The 16,885-nt window shown below is 47.5% G+C and carries 14 protein-coding genes; 7 read left to right on the forward strand and 7 right to left on the reverse strand.

Annotation, left to right across the window (positions count from 1 at the left end):
• Positions 1–48 precede the first annotated feature (48 nt).
• Both HZF10_RS10530 and HZF10_RS10535 read right to left on the reverse strand, forming a co-directional pair.
• Complete coding sequence (locus tag HZF10_RS10530) at positions 49–627, reverse strand: Crp/Fnr family transcriptional regulator (RefSeq protein ID WP_176006170.1); 579 nt, start codon at positions 625–627, stop codon at positions 49–51.
• A 48-nt stretch (positions 628–675) separates the two neighbouring features.
• Positions 676–2,037, reverse strand: a complete 1,362-nt coding sequence (locus HZF10_RS10535; protein WP_176006171.1) for a hydroxymethylglutaryl-CoA synthase family protein — start codon at positions 2,035–2,037, stop codon at positions 676–678.
• Between the two features lie 198 nt (positions 2,038–2,235).
• Between HZF10_RS10535 and HZF10_RS10540 the strand changes: the two genes are divergently transcribed.
• The 4 genes from HZF10_RS10540 (at position 2,236) to HZF10_RS10555 (ending at position 6,923) form a co-directional block, all read left to right on the forward strand.
• Positions 2,236–3,126, forward strand: a complete 891-nt coding sequence (locus HZF10_RS10540; RefSeq protein ID WP_176006172.1) for a hypothetical protein — start codon at positions 2,236–2,238, stop codon at positions 3,124–3,126.
• 129 nt (positions 3,127–3,255) lie between these two features.
• Positions 3,256–4,122, forward strand: a complete 867-nt coding sequence (locus tag HZF10_RS10545) for a succinate dehydrogenase cytochrome b subunit (protein WP_176006173.1) — start codon at positions 3,256–3,258, stop codon at positions 4,120–4,122.
• Between the two features lie 21 nt (positions 4,123–4,143).
• Complete coding sequence (locus HZF10_RS10550) at positions 4,144–6,153, forward strand: fumarate reductase/succinate dehydrogenase flavoprotein subunit (protein WP_176006174.1); 2,010 nt, start codon at positions 4,144–4,146, stop codon at positions 6,151–6,153.
• 11 nt (positions 6,154–6,164) lie between these two features.
• Positions 6,165–6,923, forward strand: coding sequence for a succinate dehydrogenase/fumarate reductase iron-sulfur subunit (locus tag HZF10_RS10555; protein ID WP_176006175.1), 759 nt, complete (start codon positions 6,165–6,167; stop codon positions 6,921–6,923).
• A 68-nt stretch (positions 6,924–6,991) separates the two neighbouring features.
• Here the strand turns inward: HZF10_RS10555 and HZF10_RS10560 are convergent, their stop codons facing one another.
• Positions 6,992–7,654: a GldM family protein gene (locus HZF10_RS10560; protein ID WP_176006176.1), complete on the reverse strand. Its 663-nt coding sequence runs from the start codon at positions 7,652–7,654 to the stop codon at positions 6,992–6,994.
• A 122-nt stretch (positions 7,655–7,776) separates the two neighbouring features.
• On the opposite strand from HZF10_RS10560, the gene HZF10_RS10565 reads away from it, so the two are divergent.
• Both HZF10_RS10565 and HZF10_RS10570 read left to right on the forward strand, forming a co-directional pair.
• Positions 7,777–10,584, forward strand: coding sequence for a GH92 family glycosyl hydrolase (locus HZF10_RS10565; protein ID WP_176006177.1), 2,808 nt, complete (start codon positions 7,777–7,779; stop codon positions 10,582–10,584).
• The gene (locus tag HZF10_RS10570) at positions 10,584–11,360 is read left to right on the forward strand and encodes an amidohydrolase (protein WP_176006178.1); all 777 of its coding nucleotides are present in this window, start codon (positions 10,584–10,586) and stop codon (positions 11,358–11,360) included. The genes HZF10_RS10565 and HZF10_RS10570 overlap by 1 nt, the downstream gene beginning before the upstream one ends.
• Here HZF10_RS10570 and HZF10_RS10575 read toward each other — a convergent pair.
• Together HZF10_RS10575 and HZF10_RS10580 are read right to left on the reverse strand one after the other, a co-directional pair.
• Complete coding sequence (locus HZF10_RS10575; RefSeq protein ID WP_306454594.1) at positions 11,347–12,936, reverse strand: Ig-like domain-containing domain; 1,590 nt, start codon at positions 12,934–12,936, stop codon at positions 11,347–11,349. The two genes, HZF10_RS10570 and HZF10_RS10575, sit on opposite strands and share 14 nt — an antisense overlap.
• Positions 12,937–13,031: 95 nt before the next feature.
• The gene (locus tag HZF10_RS10580) at positions 13,032–13,709 is read right to left on the reverse strand and encodes a ComF family protein (RefSeq protein ID WP_176006179.1); all 678 of its coding nucleotides are present in this window, start codon (positions 13,707–13,709) and stop codon (positions 13,032–13,034) included.
• A 124-nt stretch (positions 13,710–13,833) separates the two neighbouring features.
• On the opposite strand from HZF10_RS10580, the gene HZF10_RS10585 reads away from it, so the two are divergent.
• A complete protein-coding gene (locus tag HZF10_RS10585; protein WP_176006180.1) occupies positions 13,834–15,378 on the forward strand; it encodes a glycine--tRNA ligase in 1,545 nt (514 codons plus the stop codon).
• A 25-nt stretch (positions 15,379–15,403) separates the two neighbouring features.
• Here the strand turns inward: HZF10_RS10585 and HZF10_RS10590 are convergent, their stop codons facing one another.
• Positions 15,404–16,324 carry a P63C domain-containing protein gene (locus HZF10_RS10590; protein WP_176006181.1) on the reverse strand — a complete coding sequence of 307 codons (921 nt, stop codon included), beginning with the start codon at positions 16,322–16,324 and terminating at the stop codon, positions 15,404–15,406.
• Positions 16,324–16,779 carry a hypothetical protein gene (locus tag HZF10_RS10595; protein WP_176006182.1) on the reverse strand — a complete coding sequence of 152 codons (456 nt, stop codon included), beginning with the start codon at positions 16,777–16,779 and terminating at the stop codon, positions 16,324–16,326. Before HZF10_RS10595 ends, HZF10_RS10590 begins: the two co-directional genes overlap by 1 nt.
• Positions 16,780–16,885 lie beyond the last annotated feature (106 nt).

Here is a 16,885-nt window from a genome sequence, read left to right on the forward strand (position 1 = left end):
AGGTTTTCAAAACCTTTGAGGTTTAGAACGAAAAAACAGTTTTTGCCATCACCCCAAAACGCTTTTCCTGATCCGACTCATATGCCGCGTCGAAATCCCCAAAAAAGAAGCGAGATAATGCAAGGGCACTTCCTTGATCAGTTCGGGTTCGGTCTCGAGTAGTTTGGCGTAACGTTCCTCGGGCGAAAGCGTGAGCAAATCGATGCGGTAATCGTCGATCAGGCAAAGCTGGCGTTCGAGCAATTCATAATAAAGTTTATAGAACTCGGTATTTTCCGACAAGAGCTTTCCGAAGTGGTCGCGACCTATGACGAGCAATTTCGTATCGGTTAAGGCTTTTATGCTTTTGCGCGACGGTTTTCGGTATAAAAAACTTCCAAGTGATGACGTGATGGAATTCGCAAGTCCGAGATAGGTGGTTTTTTCTTCAGATTCAACGTTTATCGCATGTTGCAATATGCCCGATTCGATCAGGCAAAAATATCGGCAAACTTCGCCTTCAACGACGAGGAAATCGTTTTTTTTGAGGTGCATTTTCCAAAATCCCGAGTCGGGACTTTCAATGAAATCCTGCAATTCGCGGCTCGCACCGGGTGAAAAACCTGAAAGAGTATCGAAAAATGCCATACTTAAATTTACGCATTAGTGCGCCTTTCGGGATTGGAGTTACACCGATCAATCGATCCATTTATAAAAACGCGCACCGATCAAATTCGGGTTGTCCTGTTCTATCCGATCTAAAACCCATTCGTTTTTCGGGCTTCTCACGCTGAAATGCTGTTCTTTTTTATGCAGTTTCTCGTAAGTGTCGAAGTTGATTTCGGTAGAATTGTCGAGCGTTTCGAACAATTTTGCTTTAGAGATGGCATGTTTCCATTCGGGTTGTATCTCGCCTTCGAACACTTTCGATTTCGATCCGCTTCCGTACGCCAGGAATCCGAATTTGGTGCCCGAGATATCGCGGTTGTTGTGTAAAGCGTCGCACAAAGCCGACAGCAATCCCATGAAAATCGAACCCGTGTACAAATTTCCGATAAGCGAAGAAGCCGTTTCGGCAGGTTGCAGTTTTTGCTTGACGAATTCGCGATAGGAATCGGTTTTCGCCAATTCCTTGAGTTTGGTTTGGTATTCCGACGGATTTTCGTCTGCCGAAAGTGTTTTTTCCGAAGCGTCCAAAGCAAAAATCTCGGTGAGCATGCGCCGTCCTTGGAAAGCATATGGCAAATGCATAATGATGTTCGACCACGATCCGTAAAGCGAGCCTTCAAAACCGGTTGCTTTCTTGAATGCGAAATAAGCTTCGCGCGTGCGATCGGTGTAACATTGGTTCGAATATTGGCCGTCGAAAACCGGTTGGTCTTTGTGGATTTCGATTTCCGATTCGAGATTCCCGAACCACGGCCTGTTGTCGTCGTTGCCCGAAATCAGGAACTTCGAAACTTTTCGGTACGGTTTGAAAAAGTCGAATACGCCTTTATTGCTCACGGTCCATTCGTTGGCGAACGCGATGATTTTCGGATTCGCCGAAACCAGCATGGCAACCGCGCCCGCGCCTTGGGTGTATTCTCCTGTAGATCCGAGATCGTATTTGGCGATGTCCGACGCGATTACGATGGCTTTCTTTTCGGGATTCAGGCGGATGAAATCGAAGCAATTCTGCAAAGCGTCTACCGCGCCGATACACGCGAACGTAAAATCGACCGCATCGCAATACAGAAGCGAATCCTCACCGAATTTCTGTTCCATCAAAGCCGTGATGAACGATGCGACGGGTTTGGAATTGTCGATGCCGCTTTCCGTTCCGACGTAAATCCGTGAAATTTCGCTCAGATCGATGTTGTGGTATTCGATCAATCGCGTCAATGCATTCGCGCCGAAAACGACCGTATCCTGATGGGCGTCGGGCAAAGTCATCTTGATCAGGCCAAGTCCTTTCTCGAGTTTTTCGGGTTCGATATGGCGCGCCTCGGCCAGTGTTTTTATGGGAAGATGGATGTTGGCGACGTCAAAAGCGATCGCGTCGATTCCTATTTTCATGTCGAAAAATTTGAATGGGTAAAGGTACGACCCGGTTTGTGAATTGTTTGTAAAATCCAATGCCGGGACGCATTTTTACGGTTAACGCCGAACAAGGTCGCAAAGTGTGGATTCTGCCAAATTTTTCAACGCCTAAATTCAGAATTCGACAATAATCGCAACAAGCCGCCGTTATAAGAAAAACCAAAACCAATCGCTATGAGGACAAGCGGTGTTTACTTGTTGTGCGCGTTTTTGCTTTTATCGTTGAACCTGTTGTTCGTTTCTTGCTCCAGCGACGAGACCAATAGCGAGGAACCGATGCTTATCGTGAAGTTCAATTTCGACGGAAATCAGCAACGGCTCAACAATTTGGGTCAACCGGCGGCGATTCCTGCGGGGCATGCGGCCCAGACGCCCGATTTCCACACGATTTCCGCCCACTATTTCGAACTCGCTCCCGATATGTACACCCAATTAGGAGACGGATCGGTTTTGTATCACGCTCCGGAAACGACCCAAGGCGGCACGAATGCAATCGATTTCAGTCAAGCGAAAATCGTTTCCGAAGGCGAGACTTTCCTCAAAATCCCACTGAGCCAGGTCGCCTCCGGAAATTACAACTGGGTACGCGTGTCGCTTTCATACCAGAATTACTCGATCAAATTCCGTCAGGCAGGTGTCGATTACAATGGCACTTTGGCGAGCTTCGTCGGATTCAATACGTATATCACTTCACATTCCATCGGCAATAATTTCTTCGATGTGAACGCCAACCGACTTCAAGGGTATTGGGCTTTCGCTTTGGATGATTATCCGTACAGTTCCGAAGGACAGGCGCCTGCCGGAGCGACTACGGTTCCGAACCCGCTGGCTTCGACTTCGCCTATTCCTGCGGGTTCATGTGTCGTAACCGGCAAATTTGCGAACGAGCTCCAAATTACGGGCAACGAAACAAAAGATGTCGTGGTCACGCTTTCGCTATCGATAAACAAAAGTTTCGAGTGGCAGGAAATCACACCTGACGGCAAATTCGAGCCTTCGATAGGCGAAAACGTAGTCGATATGGGATTGCGAGGCCTGATTCCGTCTTTCACAAGAGAAAATTGACGATTTAAAACCTTTATCGCCAGTACTTTTCGGGGCAATTAAAATTGATTATAAATAACCCGAAAAACATTGTGCTATAATCCATTTAGCCGTATTTTTGTGTGATTTTTTATTAAATTACTCAATTCTATGGCGAATTCTGCATTCCTGAAGTCATCTCTGGCGAAAAAGTACTGGATGGCATTGACAGGTTTATTCTTGTGTCTGTTCCTGATTGGGCACTTGTTGGGAAATCTTCAGCTTTTAAGTACCGAAAAGTACGGGGCGGCGTTGCGATTCAATCAATACGCACATTTCATGACGACGAATCCGGCGGTAAAAGTGCTTTCCTGGCTCACGTACATTTCAATTTTATTTCATGCCATCGACGGTTTTTGGCTTACTGTGCAAAACCGCAAGGCGCGTCCTGTCGGATATGTGAAGAACAGTCCGTCGGCGAACACTACATGGGCTTCGCGCAACATGGCGCTTTTGGGAAGCCTTATCCTCTTGTTCATCGTGACACACATGGCCAGTTTTTGGGGCCGTATGCACTTTGACAAGAACATGCCGCTTTACAAGGTGGAAATAGAGGCGATGGGTCAAAAGCAAAGTTTCTATCAATTGGTGAACGGACAGTTCGTTCCGGTAGAGCAAGTAGCGATGAGCCTTGTAGAAGCGCGTGAAAAGCACATGCCGAAATACATCCACAACAAAACCGAGCTTTTCGATACCAACGCTAAAATCCAGATAGGCGAACTTTACAAAGACCTTTACAAAATCACCGTAGATTTCTTCAAACAGCCGACATACGGATTGCTTTACGTGATCCTTTACGTGATTTCTATGGCGGTTTTAGCGTTCCACCTGAGCCACGGATTGGCGAGTTCGTTCCAAAGTATCGGCATGAGCCATCCAAAATACAGTCCGTTCATCGATAAATTCGGATTGGTATTCTCTATCGTGGTGAGCGTGCTTTTCGCGATACTTCCCGTTTACATTTATTTCGTCCTTTAACAATCCATATTCATAGGCATTATGAAATTAGATTCTAAAATACCGGAAGGCCACATTTCTGAAAAGTGGACCAACCACAAAAATCATCTGAAACTTGTTGCCCCGAACAACCGTCCGAAAATCGACGTGATAGTAGTAGGAACAGGTCTTGCCGGAGCTTCTGCCGCCGCATCACTTGGTGAAATGGGCTACAACGTAAAATCGTTCTGCTTCCAGGATTCACCGCGTCGTGCGCACTCGATTGCGGCTCAAGGCGGTATCAACGCAGCCAAGAATTACCAAAACGATGGTGACTCGATTTACCGTTTGTTCTACGATACGATCAAAGGTGGCGATTACCGCGCCCGTGAGGCGAACGTTCACCGTTTGGCCGAAGTTTCAGGAAACATCATCGACCAATGCGTCGCCCAAGGTGTTCCGTTTGCACGCGATTACGGCGGAATGCTCGACAACCGTTCATTCGGTGGAACCCAGGTTCAAAGAACGTTCTACGCGGCCGGTCAAACCGGACAGCAATTGTTGCTTGGTGCGTATTCTGCGCTTTCACGCCAGATCGGACAAGGAAACGTGCAGCAGTTCAACCGCCACGAGATGCTCGACATCGTAAAAGTCGATGGGAAAGCGCGCGGCATCATCGCCCGTAATCTCGTCACAGGTGAAATCGAAAGACATTCGGCACACGCCGTGATCATCGCCTCAGGCGGTTACGGAAACGTGTATTTCTTGTCTACGAACGCGATGGGATCGAACGTTTCAGCGGGTTGGAAAATCCACAAAAAAGGAGCGTTGTTCGCAAACCCTTGTTACGTGCAGATCCACCCGACCTGTATTCCGGTTCATGGAACCAACCAATCGAAACTGACCTTGATGTCGGAATCGTTGCGCAACTCAGGCCGAATCTGGGTTCCGAAGAAAAAAGAAGATGCCGAAGCGATTCGTGCCGGGAAATTGAAACCGACACAAATCGCCGAAGAAGATAGAGATTACTATCTCGAAAGACGTTACCCGGCGTTCGGTAACCTCGTACCTCGCGACGTGGCGTCAAGAGCAGCGAAGGAGCGTTGCGATGCCGGTTACGGAATCGAGGCCAACGATACGAACGAAGGTGTTTACCTCGATTTCTCGTCAGAAATTACGAGCAAAGGAAAACAGGCGGCTTTGGTTGCGGGCGACCACAATCCATCGGAAGCCAAAATTCTTGAATTGGGTAAAAAATGGATCGAGGAGAAATATGGTAACCTTTTCCAGATGTACGAAAAGATTACAGCTGAGAATCCTTACGAAACACCAATGAAAATCTATCCTGCGGTTCACTATACGATGGGCGGCGTTTGGGTTGACTACAACCTGCAATCGACGATTCCGGGCTGTTTCGTGGCCGGCGAGGCGAACTTCTCCGATCACGGAGCGAACCGTCTTGGAGCATCGGCTTTGATGCAAGGTCTGGCCGACGGCTATTTCGTATTGCCTTACACCGTTTCCGATTATTTGGCGAACGAAATCCGTACGGGAAAAATCTCGACGCAATCGGCAGAATTCGACGAAGCCGAAAAAGCCGTTCGTGCGCAAATCGACAAATTCCTCAACAACAACGGAACGAAATCGGTAGATCATTTCCACAAAAAACTCGGACACATCATGTGGAATAAGGTCGGAATGGGACGAAATGCCCAAGGTTTGGCCGAAGCCGTAAAGGAAATAGACGCTTTGCGTGCCGAATTCCACCGCGACGTGTACGTTCCAGGAAAAGCGGACGAAATGAATCCTGAACTCGAGAAAGCGTTGCGCGTTGCCGATTTCATGGAACTCGGCCAATTGATGGCAATGGACGCCCTGCAAAGAAACGAGTCTTGTGGCGGTCACTTCCGCGAGGAATACCAAGATGCCGAAGGAGAAACGTTGCGCGACGATGAGAACTTCAAATTTGTCGGGGCTTGGGAATACAACGGAGAGGACATCAACAAGGAAATCCTCAACAAAGAAGACCTGAACTACGAATTCATCAAGATAGCCGCACGTAACTACAAATAAAATCCTGCGATATGGCAACTAAATATATCAATATAAACCTCAAGGTTTGGCGCCAGAAAGACGCTAAGGCGAAAGGACAGATGGAAAGCTACAAGCTCGATAAAGTATCGACAGACAGTTCTTTCCTTGAAATGCTAGACCAATTGAACGAACAGCTTGTAAACGAGCGCAAAGAGCCAGTGGCGTTCGACCACGACTGCCGCGAAGGAATTTGCGGAATGTGTTCGCTTTACATCAACGGACGCGCCCACGGCCCGGATCGTTTCATTACGACCTGTCAGCTGCACATGCGTTCGTTCAAGGACGGAGAAACGATTTTCATCGAACCTTGGCGTTCTAAAGCGTTCCCGGTGATCAAGGATTTGGTCGTAGACAGAAGTTCGTTCGACCGCATCCAGCAAGCCGGTGGTTTCGTTTCGGTAAATACATCAGGAAACACGATCGATGCCAATGCGACGCCAATCAACAAAGCAGATGCCGACCGCGCATTCGAAGCGGCAGCCTGTATCGGTTGTGGAGCTTGCGTGGCGAGCTGTAAAAACGGTTCGGCTATGTTGTTCGTTGGGGCGAAAGTTTCGCAATACGCGCTTCTTCCGCAAGGAAAAGTAGAAGCTCACGACCGCGTCTTGAACATGGTGCGCCAAATGGACGAAGAGGGATTCGGAAACTGTACGAATACCGGAGCTTGCGAAATCGAATGTCCGAAAGGCATTTCGCTTGAAAATATCGCACGTATGAACCGCGAGTATTTGAAAGCTTCGTTGAGCTGATGAGCCACTAATGACACGAATGTCACCAATTATAAACGCACTCTTTTGGGTGCGTTTTTGTTTTGACATCATTTTATCTCCAGTAGTATCGGATGGCTTTTGTCACAAAGGATCATCGTCGAAAGTGAAGATTTGCCCTTGATGTCGTATATCGTGACCTGATTGCCTCTTTTTAGTTTCCGGATCGATTTCATCGCTTCTTGCGACAGGCTGTCCGAGCGCATCTCAAGCGCCGCCATTCCGGGAACCTTGAGCATAAAACCGTCGATCTTGAATGTTTCCTCGTATCGGTAATCCCTTTCGATGGTTAATTTTCCGTTGTCGAAAGTATCATAGCCCAATTTTGGGATTTCGCCGTAATATGAAGTCACTCCCGCAAAACAGTTTCGTCTCGACGGGATATTTCCGATTCTAAGTATTACGGAATCCTTGTATTTCAAACCGCTGTTCATGATGGCCTCAATCTTTACGGTCGCCTGCGTGCCGGCACCGGGATTGAACGTGTAATGCCCGAATTCATCGATCTTTTTCAACCCTTCGCACGAAACCTTTACCGATTTGGCGTTCGGGACTTGAATCGTAATCGGATTCGGAATGCCGCGATACACGAATTTCTCGAGCTTGTCGACCGACACTACCGCAAAAGGCTTTGCCGCGGTTGCAAAATCGGTGGCCACGAATGCGCTCGCGACGAGAGCCATTGCAGAGATGAGATTTTGTAGGTGTTTCATACTGAGCTTTTTGGTTTAAACTGTAAATCGAGAAATTTATTGGATAGCGATTAAAACGTATGGCTCTTATCGATTTTCAAACGTCTCCCATTTGCTTATATTTGGGGAACAACTACAAACCCATGCGACAGTATTTCCTTTTGCTTCTTTTGCCGGTTCTCGGCTTTTCACAACTTTCAAAAAATGTAAATCCTCTAATCGGCACCGGCGGTCACGGCCACACGTTTCCTGGAGCGACCGTTCCTTTCGGCATGGTGCAATTGTCTCCCGATACCCGAATCGACGGCAGTTGGGACGGTTGCGGTGGTTACCACTACTCCGATTCGGTGATTTACGGATTTTCGCATACGCATCTTAGCGGCACGGGCGTTTCCGATTACGGCGATATCATGCTTATGCCGACCATGGGCGAACCATCGCTCGATAAAGACCAATATTCGTCTGTATTTTCGCATGCCAACGAAAAGGTTTCGGCCGGATATTACGCCGTCAAGCTCGACAAATTCAATATTGACGTACAATTGACCGCTTCCACACGCGTCGGTTTCCACGAATACAAATTTCCCAAAAAGGGGCAGGCCAACATCGTTCTCGACCTGAACCATCGAGACCAACTTCTGATGGGTGAAGTAAAAGTCATCGACTCCAAAACCATCGAAGTATACCGAAACAGCTCGGCTTGGGCTACCAACCAAAAGATTTGGGCGCGAATCGAATTCGACCATGCGATGAACATCACCAAAATCGACAACAATGCGTTCGCTCCCGCAAAACCCACCGATAAGATGATCGCCGGAAGTTTGCTGCGGATCGCATTTTCGACCGATGTAAAAAAAGGAGAAACCATAAAAGTCAAGGTGGCGCTTTCGCCTACTGGATTCGAAGGTGCGAAAAAGAACATGTCCGAAATCACCGGCTGGGATTTTAAGAAGGTGAAGCAATCGACCGAAAAACTTTGGGACAAGCAATTGTCGAAAATCACGATTTCCGAGACAAATAAAGACAAACTGGCCGTTTTCTACACCGCATTATACCACACGATGATCCAGCCCAATATCGCTCAGGACATCGATGGAAAATACCGTGGGCGCGACGACGAGATCCATCAGGCCGAAGGCTTCGATTACTATTCGGTTTTCTCGCTTTGGGATACGTTCCGAGGCGCGCATCCGCTGTACACGTTGATAGAAAAGAAACGCACTTCCGATTTCATCAATACGTTTTTGAAGCAATACGAACAAGGCGGGCGTTTGCCGGTTTGGGAATTCGCCTCGAACGAGACCGATTGCATGATCGGTTACCATTCGGTTTCGGTAATGGCCGACGCGATGGCGAAAGGCATCAAAGGGTTCGATTACGAAAAAGCGTTCGAAGCGGCCAAACACAGCGCCATGCTCGATCATTTAGGGCTTTCGGCCTACAAAAAGAACGGTTTCATTTCTATGGACGACGAGCACGAAAGCGTGTCCAAAACCGTCGAATATGCGTATGATGACTGGTGTATCGCTCAAATGGCTAAAATCCTCGATAAAAAAGACGATTACGTGTATTTCATAAAGCGTTCGCAAAGCTGGAAAAACGTATTCGATCCCGAAACCAAGCACATGCGACCTAAGAAAAACGGGGGTTGGGACAAACCGTTCGATGCACGCGAAGTCAACAATAATTTTACCGAAGGCAACTCGTGGCATTATTCGTTTTTCGTGCCACAGGATATTCCCGGGATGATCGAAGCGTATGGCGGGAACGATGGTTTTGAGCAGAAACTCGATGAGATGTTTTCGGCTCCGTCGGCAACTACGGGTCGCGAACAGGCTGACATCACGGGTTTGATCGGGCAATACGCCCAAGGTAACGAGCCGAGCCATCACATGGTCTATCTTTATAATTACATCGGAAAGCCCGAAAAGGCACAGGAAAAAATCAAATTCATCCTCGACAATTTTTACAAGAATACACCAGATGGATTGATCGGGAATGAAGACTGCGGGCAGATGAGCGCGTGGTATGTGTTGAGTTCGCTCGGATTGTACAGCGTGACGCCCGGTTTGCCAAAATGGACCGTTTCAAAACCGTATTTCGAAAAAATTACAGTCGATTCTGGAAATGGGCAACACTTGATCGAAAATGGTAAGGCAATTGAAGTTTTCGGATTTGACGTGGCAGATTTTCCCAAAACGCATCTTCTCCCGGAAAATGCACCTGAAATCTTTTTCCAAAATATTGTTCCGGTTCCGGCAATCAAGGCCGATGGCAAATCTTTTCAAGGGAAAATGGATATTTCGTTTTCCCCGTCGAACACGGCTGTCGAATATTTCTACAAAATCGATGGAAAGGATGCAAAATTTCAGATGTTTTCAGCCCCTTTTGAGATTTCGGAAACCAGTACGATCGAATATTATGCGAGAGATGGTTACGGAAAAACCAGTGACACGATCTCATCTACATTCTACAAAAAACCAAACGATTACGCGGTCGCCATCAATTCGACCTACAACAAACAATACCACGCGGGCGGCCCGGACGGATTGCTAGACGGCATTCTAGGTTCCGAAAACTGGCGAAAAGGCGACTGGCAAGGCTATCAAGGCCAAGATTTCGAGGCCGTGATCGATTTGAAGAAGAAAACCGAAATCTCCAAAATCGATGCCCGTTTCCTTCAGGATTCGCGCGCTTGGATCTTGATGCCGACCAAAGTCGAGTATTACGTTTCCGATGACAATTCGAACTTCAGGCTCGTCAAGACCGTCGAGAACACCTACGATCCGAAGAATGCCGAAGTAAAAGTCGTCGATTTTACCGCCGAATTCCCGAAAACATCCGCAAAGTATGTAAAAGTCAAGGCATACAAATTCGGTAAATTGCCCGAATGGCATCAAGGTTTCGGCGGAGATGCGTTTATTTTCACGGACGAAATCACCATAAACTGATGGAAACCCAACTCAACATCGCGCTCGTACAAACGCCTTTGGTATGGCAGGATTGCGAAGCCAACCGAAACCTTCTCGAGGAAAAGATCAACGCGATTGCCGAACCCGTAGACATCATCGTTTTGCCCGAAATGTTCTCGACGGGATTCACGATGACGCCAAACGAGTGCGCCGAGACGATGAATGGCAAATCGGTCAAATGGATGAAACGCCTGGCTTCTGAAAAGAACAGTGCGATCGTAGGAAGCCTCGTCATAAAATCTGGTGTAAAATGCTATAACAGACTACTATTCGTGAGGCCTACGGGTGAAATCGAAACCTACGACAAACGACATCTGTTTACACTTGCAGGAGAAGATAAAGTATACACAAGCGGCAGGAAAAAACTCGTGCTCGACTATAAAGGCTTCAAGATTTGCCCGTTGATATGCTACGATTTGCGGTTTCCGGCTTTTTCAAGAAACGTGGAAGATTACGACCTGTTGATTTACGTCGCCAACTGGCCGTTGCCCAGAATTGCGGCTTGGGACGCGCTTTTAAAGGCACGCGCAATCGAAAACATGTGCTATGTGGTCGGTGTGAACCGCGTGGGCGAAGATTGGAACAAACACCAATATCCGGGGCATTCGCAAGTTTTGGATTATTTGGGTGAAACGTTGCTCTCGGCTTGGGAAAACGAAGGCGTTTTTATCATCGGAATCGATAAACGTCCTATGCTCGAAACGCGCGAGAAACTGGCTTTCCTCAACGACCGTGACAACATCAAGGTAAGCTGAACGGCTGGTCGACGTCCCAATTGGCGCGCACTTCAATATCTTTGGGGAAATAGATGACTTCCTCGGCCTGTCGCTTTTGCAAGTAATTCCCGGCGTCCCATTTGCGGTTCTTGTTGTCGTCGTAAATGATGCGCAACGTATAAGAGGCCGGATCGATTGCGTTGAAATCGACCACATTTGCCGTTCCCGTATACTCGGAATACTTCACTTTTCCTTTTGTATCGGTAAGCTCCACGATGATCGGAAAGCGTTTGGCGTTTTCTAAAGTGACGCGCAAATTCCCGTAATCGGAAGTGTTTTTAGTGGAAAGCTTGTACGTCAGCGTATCCTTGTTTGTCGATTCATAAAAATCGGTAAGTCCTTCGGGAAGTATCTGAATCGTATATTTTTCGAGCGGATTCTTCTTGAAATCGAGTTCAAGCAAACGCGTGAATTCGTCGTATTTGGATGTGAATTTAACCGTAGAATCCTTTGTGGTGACCGAAATTTTGGATGCGTCTATTTTAGACAGCGGAATGCTCGTCTCCAATCCGAAAGTACCTCTCAATGGCAAAGTTCCCGTCTGTCTCGGCGAAAAACTAAGCGTGTCCTTCTTCTGCGACTTGATTTTTACCCAATACGACGATTTGAAATTGTCTTTTTCGATGTTGAGTTGTAGTGAATCGGCCTTGACTCTCGGAAACCAAACGTTGACGGAATCTTTATCGGGCACTTGGGTAATCGCGGTTTTAAGCGTTTCCGAACCGTTCTTGACGACGGCTTTCATGTCTTTCGGGTCGCCTTCGATACCGACGAGAAATTTATGGCCCGCATCGAGCGTCGGGCGCAACGCCTTGAATGGTATGGCTTCCTTGAAAATTTCCAACTCGTATAACGTATCGGAAGGAACGGTAACGAAATCTTTCTGGAACGCGATCTTGTCCGATTTCGGGTCGTATTTGTTATTGTTGTTGTCCTTGAGCGCGATCAGCAAGTACTTTCCGGCTTTGATGTTCTCGATCTTCCAGCTCGTCAAACTATCGAGCGTGTTCGTGATGTAACGCGGCGGTTTTTTGTAAATGACCGAATCGTTGAACGTACTGTCCACTTCGTACAGCATCACCGAAACGAAATTGTCGGCCTTTTTTGCGAAAGCGTCCTTGATTTTGCCGCCGATCTTGAGCGAATCGATGTAATCGCCCGTAGAAAACACATATCTGAACTGCGAATACGGATTGCCTTCGTTGTTGTCCTGCAAACTTTGGCCAAAGTTGAAACTGTAAGTCGTATTCGGTTGCAGCGTGTCCTTGATCGTGATGGTGAACGACTTGGCCGCGGTCGACGGTATGATCGTCGGTTCGTATTTGAGCGGAGGCGAAACGATCAATTGTTTGTTGATGTCCTTCATCTTCACATATTCGTCGAAAACCAGCTTGAAACTCTTGCCTTTGAAGTTCTTCGAGAAATTCTCGGGAATGCTCTGCAACAGCTCGGGTGCTACGGTGTCTTTCGATCCTCCGGTAATCGTGCCGCGTTTGGCACAGCCCACAAAGGCCATAACGAGTAATAAAGCGAGGTATGTGGCGGTTTTCTTCAACTGAAAATCAAGTTACGAAGCACAAAATAACGATTATAATTCTTCGCTGCGAAATGTTTTTTGACCGAATTGTGAATGAGAGCCGATATGCGCGTTCAATGCGAAAAAGCAAGGCATGCGATCGAGATTTTCACCTCGGGAATCTTGAGCAATGCGCGGCTGCAGGCTTCGAGCGTCGATCCGGTCGTGAGCACGTCGTCGATCAGCAGGAAATGTTTGCCTCGATGTTGCTCACTAAAATCAGCTTCGAAAAGCGTTTTGCTGAGTTCGGACCTCGCGAAAAGGTTCTTTTTCGTTTGTGTTTTCGAGTAGAAGTTGCGTTTGAGCAGGTTTTCGTCCAACGGGATTTCCAAAACCTCAGACAACGCTTTCCCAAACGACGTGACTTGATTGTAGCCGCGCTGTTTCATCTTTTTCGGATGCAGCGGCACAGGTATTATTTCATCGGCGAAAGCGGCGGAAGTAGCTTTTAAATCCTCGGCGAACCAATAACCGAGAGCTGTCCCGATGTCTTGCTGTCCTTTGTATTTCAGTTTGTGGATCATTTCCTGCACGATGCCCTTTTTGTGGAAATACGCGAACGCCGTGACCGATTCGATCGGAATCCGTCCGAAGAATTTCGCCGAAGCTTCGTTTTGCGGTTGTAAGTGATGGTTGGTCAGCGGGATTTCGTGCCGGCAGTGCGAGCAGATAACCGATTCGTGTGTGAGCAACAGGTTGTCGCATCCGGCGCAGACCGTCGGAAAGAACAGGTCGAGTAAGGCGTGTAACATAATGGAATGGCGTTTAATGCCTTAAAGTTAGCGAATTCGAGGAAGTAAAGCCGTTTTTATTTTCGGCCTCGGCCAATAATTTTTACTTTCGCGGTTGAATTCTCAAAAACTAAGTACAAGCATCATGTCAAAGCAGGAAGATTTATTCAAAAATGTGATTTCCCACGCCAAAGAGTATGGTTTTATTTTTCCGTCGAGCGAAGTATACGACGGATTGAGCGCGGTTTACGACTACGGCCAGAACGGCGTCGAGCTCAAGAAGAACATACGCGAATATTGGTGGAAAGCCATGGTGCAGATGCACGAGAACATCGTAGGTCTCGATGCGGCGATTTTGATGCATCCGACTACCTGGAAAGCGTCGGGTCACGTCGATGCGTTCAACGATCCGCTCATCGACAACAAAGATTCCAAAAAAAGATACCGCGCCGACGTTTTGATCGAGGATTATTGCGAGAAACTCAACCAAAAAGCACAAAAAGAAATCGACAAGGCGAAAGAGCGTTTCGGCGATGCGTTCGACGAAGCTCAATTCGTGGCTACAAATGCCCGCGTCGTCGAATATAAAGCGCGTCAGAAAGAGATTTTGGGTCGCATGGCCTCTGGTCTCGAAAGCGGGAATTTAGAGGATGTGAAAGCGCTTATAGAGGAGCTTGGCATAGCCGATCCTGAAACCGGTTCGAAAAACTGGACCGAAGTGCGCCAGTTCAACCTCATGTTCGGTACAAAACTCGGTGCTTCTGCCGAAAACGCGATGGATTTGTACCTGCGTCCCGAAACCGCACAGGGAATTTTCGTGAATTTCCTCAACGTGCAGAAATCGGGTAGGATGAAAGTGCCTTTCGGGATCGCCCAGACAGGGAAAGCGTTCCGCAACGAGATCGTGGCGCGCCAGTTCATCTTCCGCATGCGCGAATTCGAACAGATGGAAATGCAATTCTTCGTGCGTCCCGGCGAAGAGATGAAATATTACGAATACTGGAAAGACACGCGCCTCAAATGGCATTTGTCGCTTGGTCTCGGTAAAGAGAACTACCGCTTCCACGACCACGAGAAACTGGCGCATTACGCGAACGCGGCCGCCGATATCGAATTCAACTTCCCGTTCGGGTTCAAGGAACTCGAAGGCATCCATTCGCGCACCGATTTCGATTTGAAGGCGCACGAACAGCACTCGGGAAGAAAATTGCAATATTTCGATCCGGAACTCAACGAAAATTACGTGCCGTATGTGGTCGAGACTTCGGTCGGATTGGATCGTATGTTCCTGGCCATTTTCTCGAAATCGTTGAAAGAAGAAACGCTAGAAGACGGCTCTACGCGTACCGTTTTGGCTTTGCCAGCTGTTTTGGCGCCTACGAAAGCCGCGGTTCTGCCGCTCGTCAAAAAAGACGGTTTGCCCGATTTGGCGCAAAAGATCGTAGACGACCTCAAATGGGATTTCAACGTGGCGTACGATGAAAAAGATGCCGTCGGACGCCGTTACAGAAGGCAGGACGCTTTAGGGACGCCTTTTTGCATCACCGTCGACCACCAGACGTTGGAAGACAATACCGTAACCATCCGCCACCGCGATTCGATGAAACAGGATCGCGTCGATATAGCGCAACTTCGCACGCTAATCAACGACGAAGTTTCCATGCGCAACTGGTTGATGAAAATGAATTAAGAAAAAGCCTCCGAACTTGGAGGCTTTATTTTTTTACGAACATCGCTTCCTGGAGTTGTTTGGCGAAAGTCGGCAATTCGGGTTTTTCGGTTGGGTCGGGCAATACGACGCTGCGCCTCAAAGGATGCGATTTATCGAGCAGTTGGCCCAAGATGGACAGGTTCTGCCCCGAAACCCCATACAATCCGATCAAAGCATGCAAATAAGCCGACAACCCCGATTTTTCAATACGTTGTGGTTGCTTACGGCTGCGGTAGGTGCGTTTGGGAGCAGATTGACGCAATTCTTCCATGAGATCTTCGGGCAAACGTCCAAAAACCCATTCGTGTATGAAATTCGCTGCCGGTATCGGATTTTGGGCGATTTCCTTCCAATCGGTTTGCAGTTGGTCCAGCAAAAAATCCCAAAAATTGTCGTTTAGCCCGCGGATCCACACATGGGCTTTCTCTTTTTGTTTTTCCTGTAACACATCAAAGATTCTTTGGGATGCTTTCCATTTTAAATGGTTCAATCCCGTGATTTCGGTAATCTGGTGCTCAAAAGGTTCTTTTCGGTGCGCCGACAAAATATTTTCGGCCAGCGCGGCGATACGAAGTTCGATGACGCTAAGAAATCCTTCCTTTTTGGCAAACAGGATGAATTCGCACGAATCGAGCAATGTTCTGACCGAATACGCTTCTTCAATGGTCGGAAATCCGTCCTTTTTGACGACTTGGAACAAAATAGGGTTCGAAAGTTGCTCAAGCAAACCAGTCGCCCCGATTCCGAACCGCGTAAAGCCGTGCATGTACTCGTTGAGCCAATCCGACTTGCCCGTATGTCCGAAATAGCGGTTGATGCTTTTCTTGGTCAGCACCAACGACAAATCATCGAGCACGTAAGGCTGAAGCCCAATGCCCGTCCCGACGAGTTTCTTTGCGGTTGATCCTGTAAATATCGAGTGCATTATTTCAATTGGGTGAGCCAGTCGGTTATCGCTAATTGTGATGGGGTTTCTGGTTGTTTTGTAACCGGAGCCGATGTTTGTGTACGCACGTACTTGGCAATCCTTTTTTGCATGAGCCAAGCCGTTTTAGGCGTCACTTCAATCTTTTTGGAAAGGTCGATTGCGGTGATGTTAGGATAGTTGGTAGTGATCCAGATAGCCTGGAACCATTTGGCGAGCTCGATTTTCGTGTTATGGAAAATCGTATGGGTTTTTACATTGAAATACTTGCCCGTGTTGCGGCATCTGTACTTTCCTTGTTTGCATTTGTAGATTTTAGAGGTTTCATCGAACGGACTCACGATATCGTCGTTCCAACGCAAAGTTTCCAATTGGGCGACGCAATATTCCTCGTTATTGAAGATCTCCGAAACCTCTTCCTGCGATTTAAAGTCTTTAAAATCAATGAATTTCATTTTGGTTTGGGTATTTTTATAAGAATACACAAAAATAATAAAATTAGTGTAAAATAATAAAATTAACGATCTAATTATTACAGTTAGATGCATTTCAGCGGAAAAT

Origin of the sequence: Flavobacterium agri, from assembly GCF_013401995.1 — a bacterium.
GTDB classification, from domain to species: Bacteria; Bacteroidota; Bacteroidia; order Flavobacteriales; family Flavobacteriaceae; genus Flavobacterium; species Flavobacterium agri.

Bases quoted from the DNA above. Each gene is read 5' to 3' on its own strand.
- HZF10_RS10530 (WP_176006170.1), bottom strand. From the start codon at position 627: ATGGCATTTTTCGATACTCTTTCAGGTTTTTCACCCGGTGCGAGCCGC.
- HZF10_RS10535 (WP_176006171.1), bottom strand. From the start codon at position 2,037: ATGAAAATAGGAATCGACGCGATCGCTTTTGACGTCGCCAACATCCAT.
- HZF10_RS10540 (WP_176006172.1), top strand. From the start codon at position 2,236: ATGAGGACAAGCGGTGTTTACTTGTTGTGCGCGTTTTTGCTTTTATCG.
- HZF10_RS10545 (WP_176006173.1), top strand. From the start codon at position 3,256: ATGGCGAATTCTGCATTCCTGAAGTCATCTCTGGCGAAAAAGTACTGG.
- HZF10_RS10550 (WP_176006174.1), top strand. From the start codon at position 4,144: ATGAAATTAGATTCTAAAATACCGGAAGGCCACATTTCTGAAAAGTGG.
- HZF10_RS10555 (WP_176006175.1), top strand. From the start codon at position 6,165: ATGGCAACTAAATATATCAATATAAACCTCAAGGTTTGGCGCCAGAAA.
- HZF10_RS10560 (WP_176006176.1), bottom strand. From the start codon at position 7,654: ATGAAACACCTACAAAATCTCATCTCTGCAATGGCTCTCGTCGCGAGC.
- HZF10_RS10565 (WP_176006177.1), top strand. From the start codon at position 7,777: ATGCGACAGTATTTCCTTTTGCTTCTTTTGCCGGTTCTCGGCTTTTCA.
- HZF10_RS10570 (WP_176006178.1), top strand. From the start codon at position 10,584: ATGGAAACCCAACTCAACATCGCGCTCGTACAAACGCCTTTGGTATGG.
- HZF10_RS10580 (WP_176006179.1), bottom strand. From the start codon at position 13,709: ATGTTACACGCCTTACTCGACCTGTTCTTTCCGACGGTCTGCGCCGGA.
- HZF10_RS10585 (WP_176006180.1), top strand. From the start codon at position 13,834: ATGTCAAAGCAGGAAGATTTATTCAAAAATGTGATTTCCCACGCCAAA.
- HZF10_RS10590 (WP_176006181.1), bottom strand. From the start codon at position 16,324: ATGCACTCGATATTTACAGGATCAACCGCAAAGAAACTCGTCGGGACG.
- HZF10_RS10595 (WP_176006182.1), bottom strand. From the start codon at position 16,779: ATGAAATTCATTGATTTTAAAGACTTTAAATCGCAGGAAGAGGTTTCG.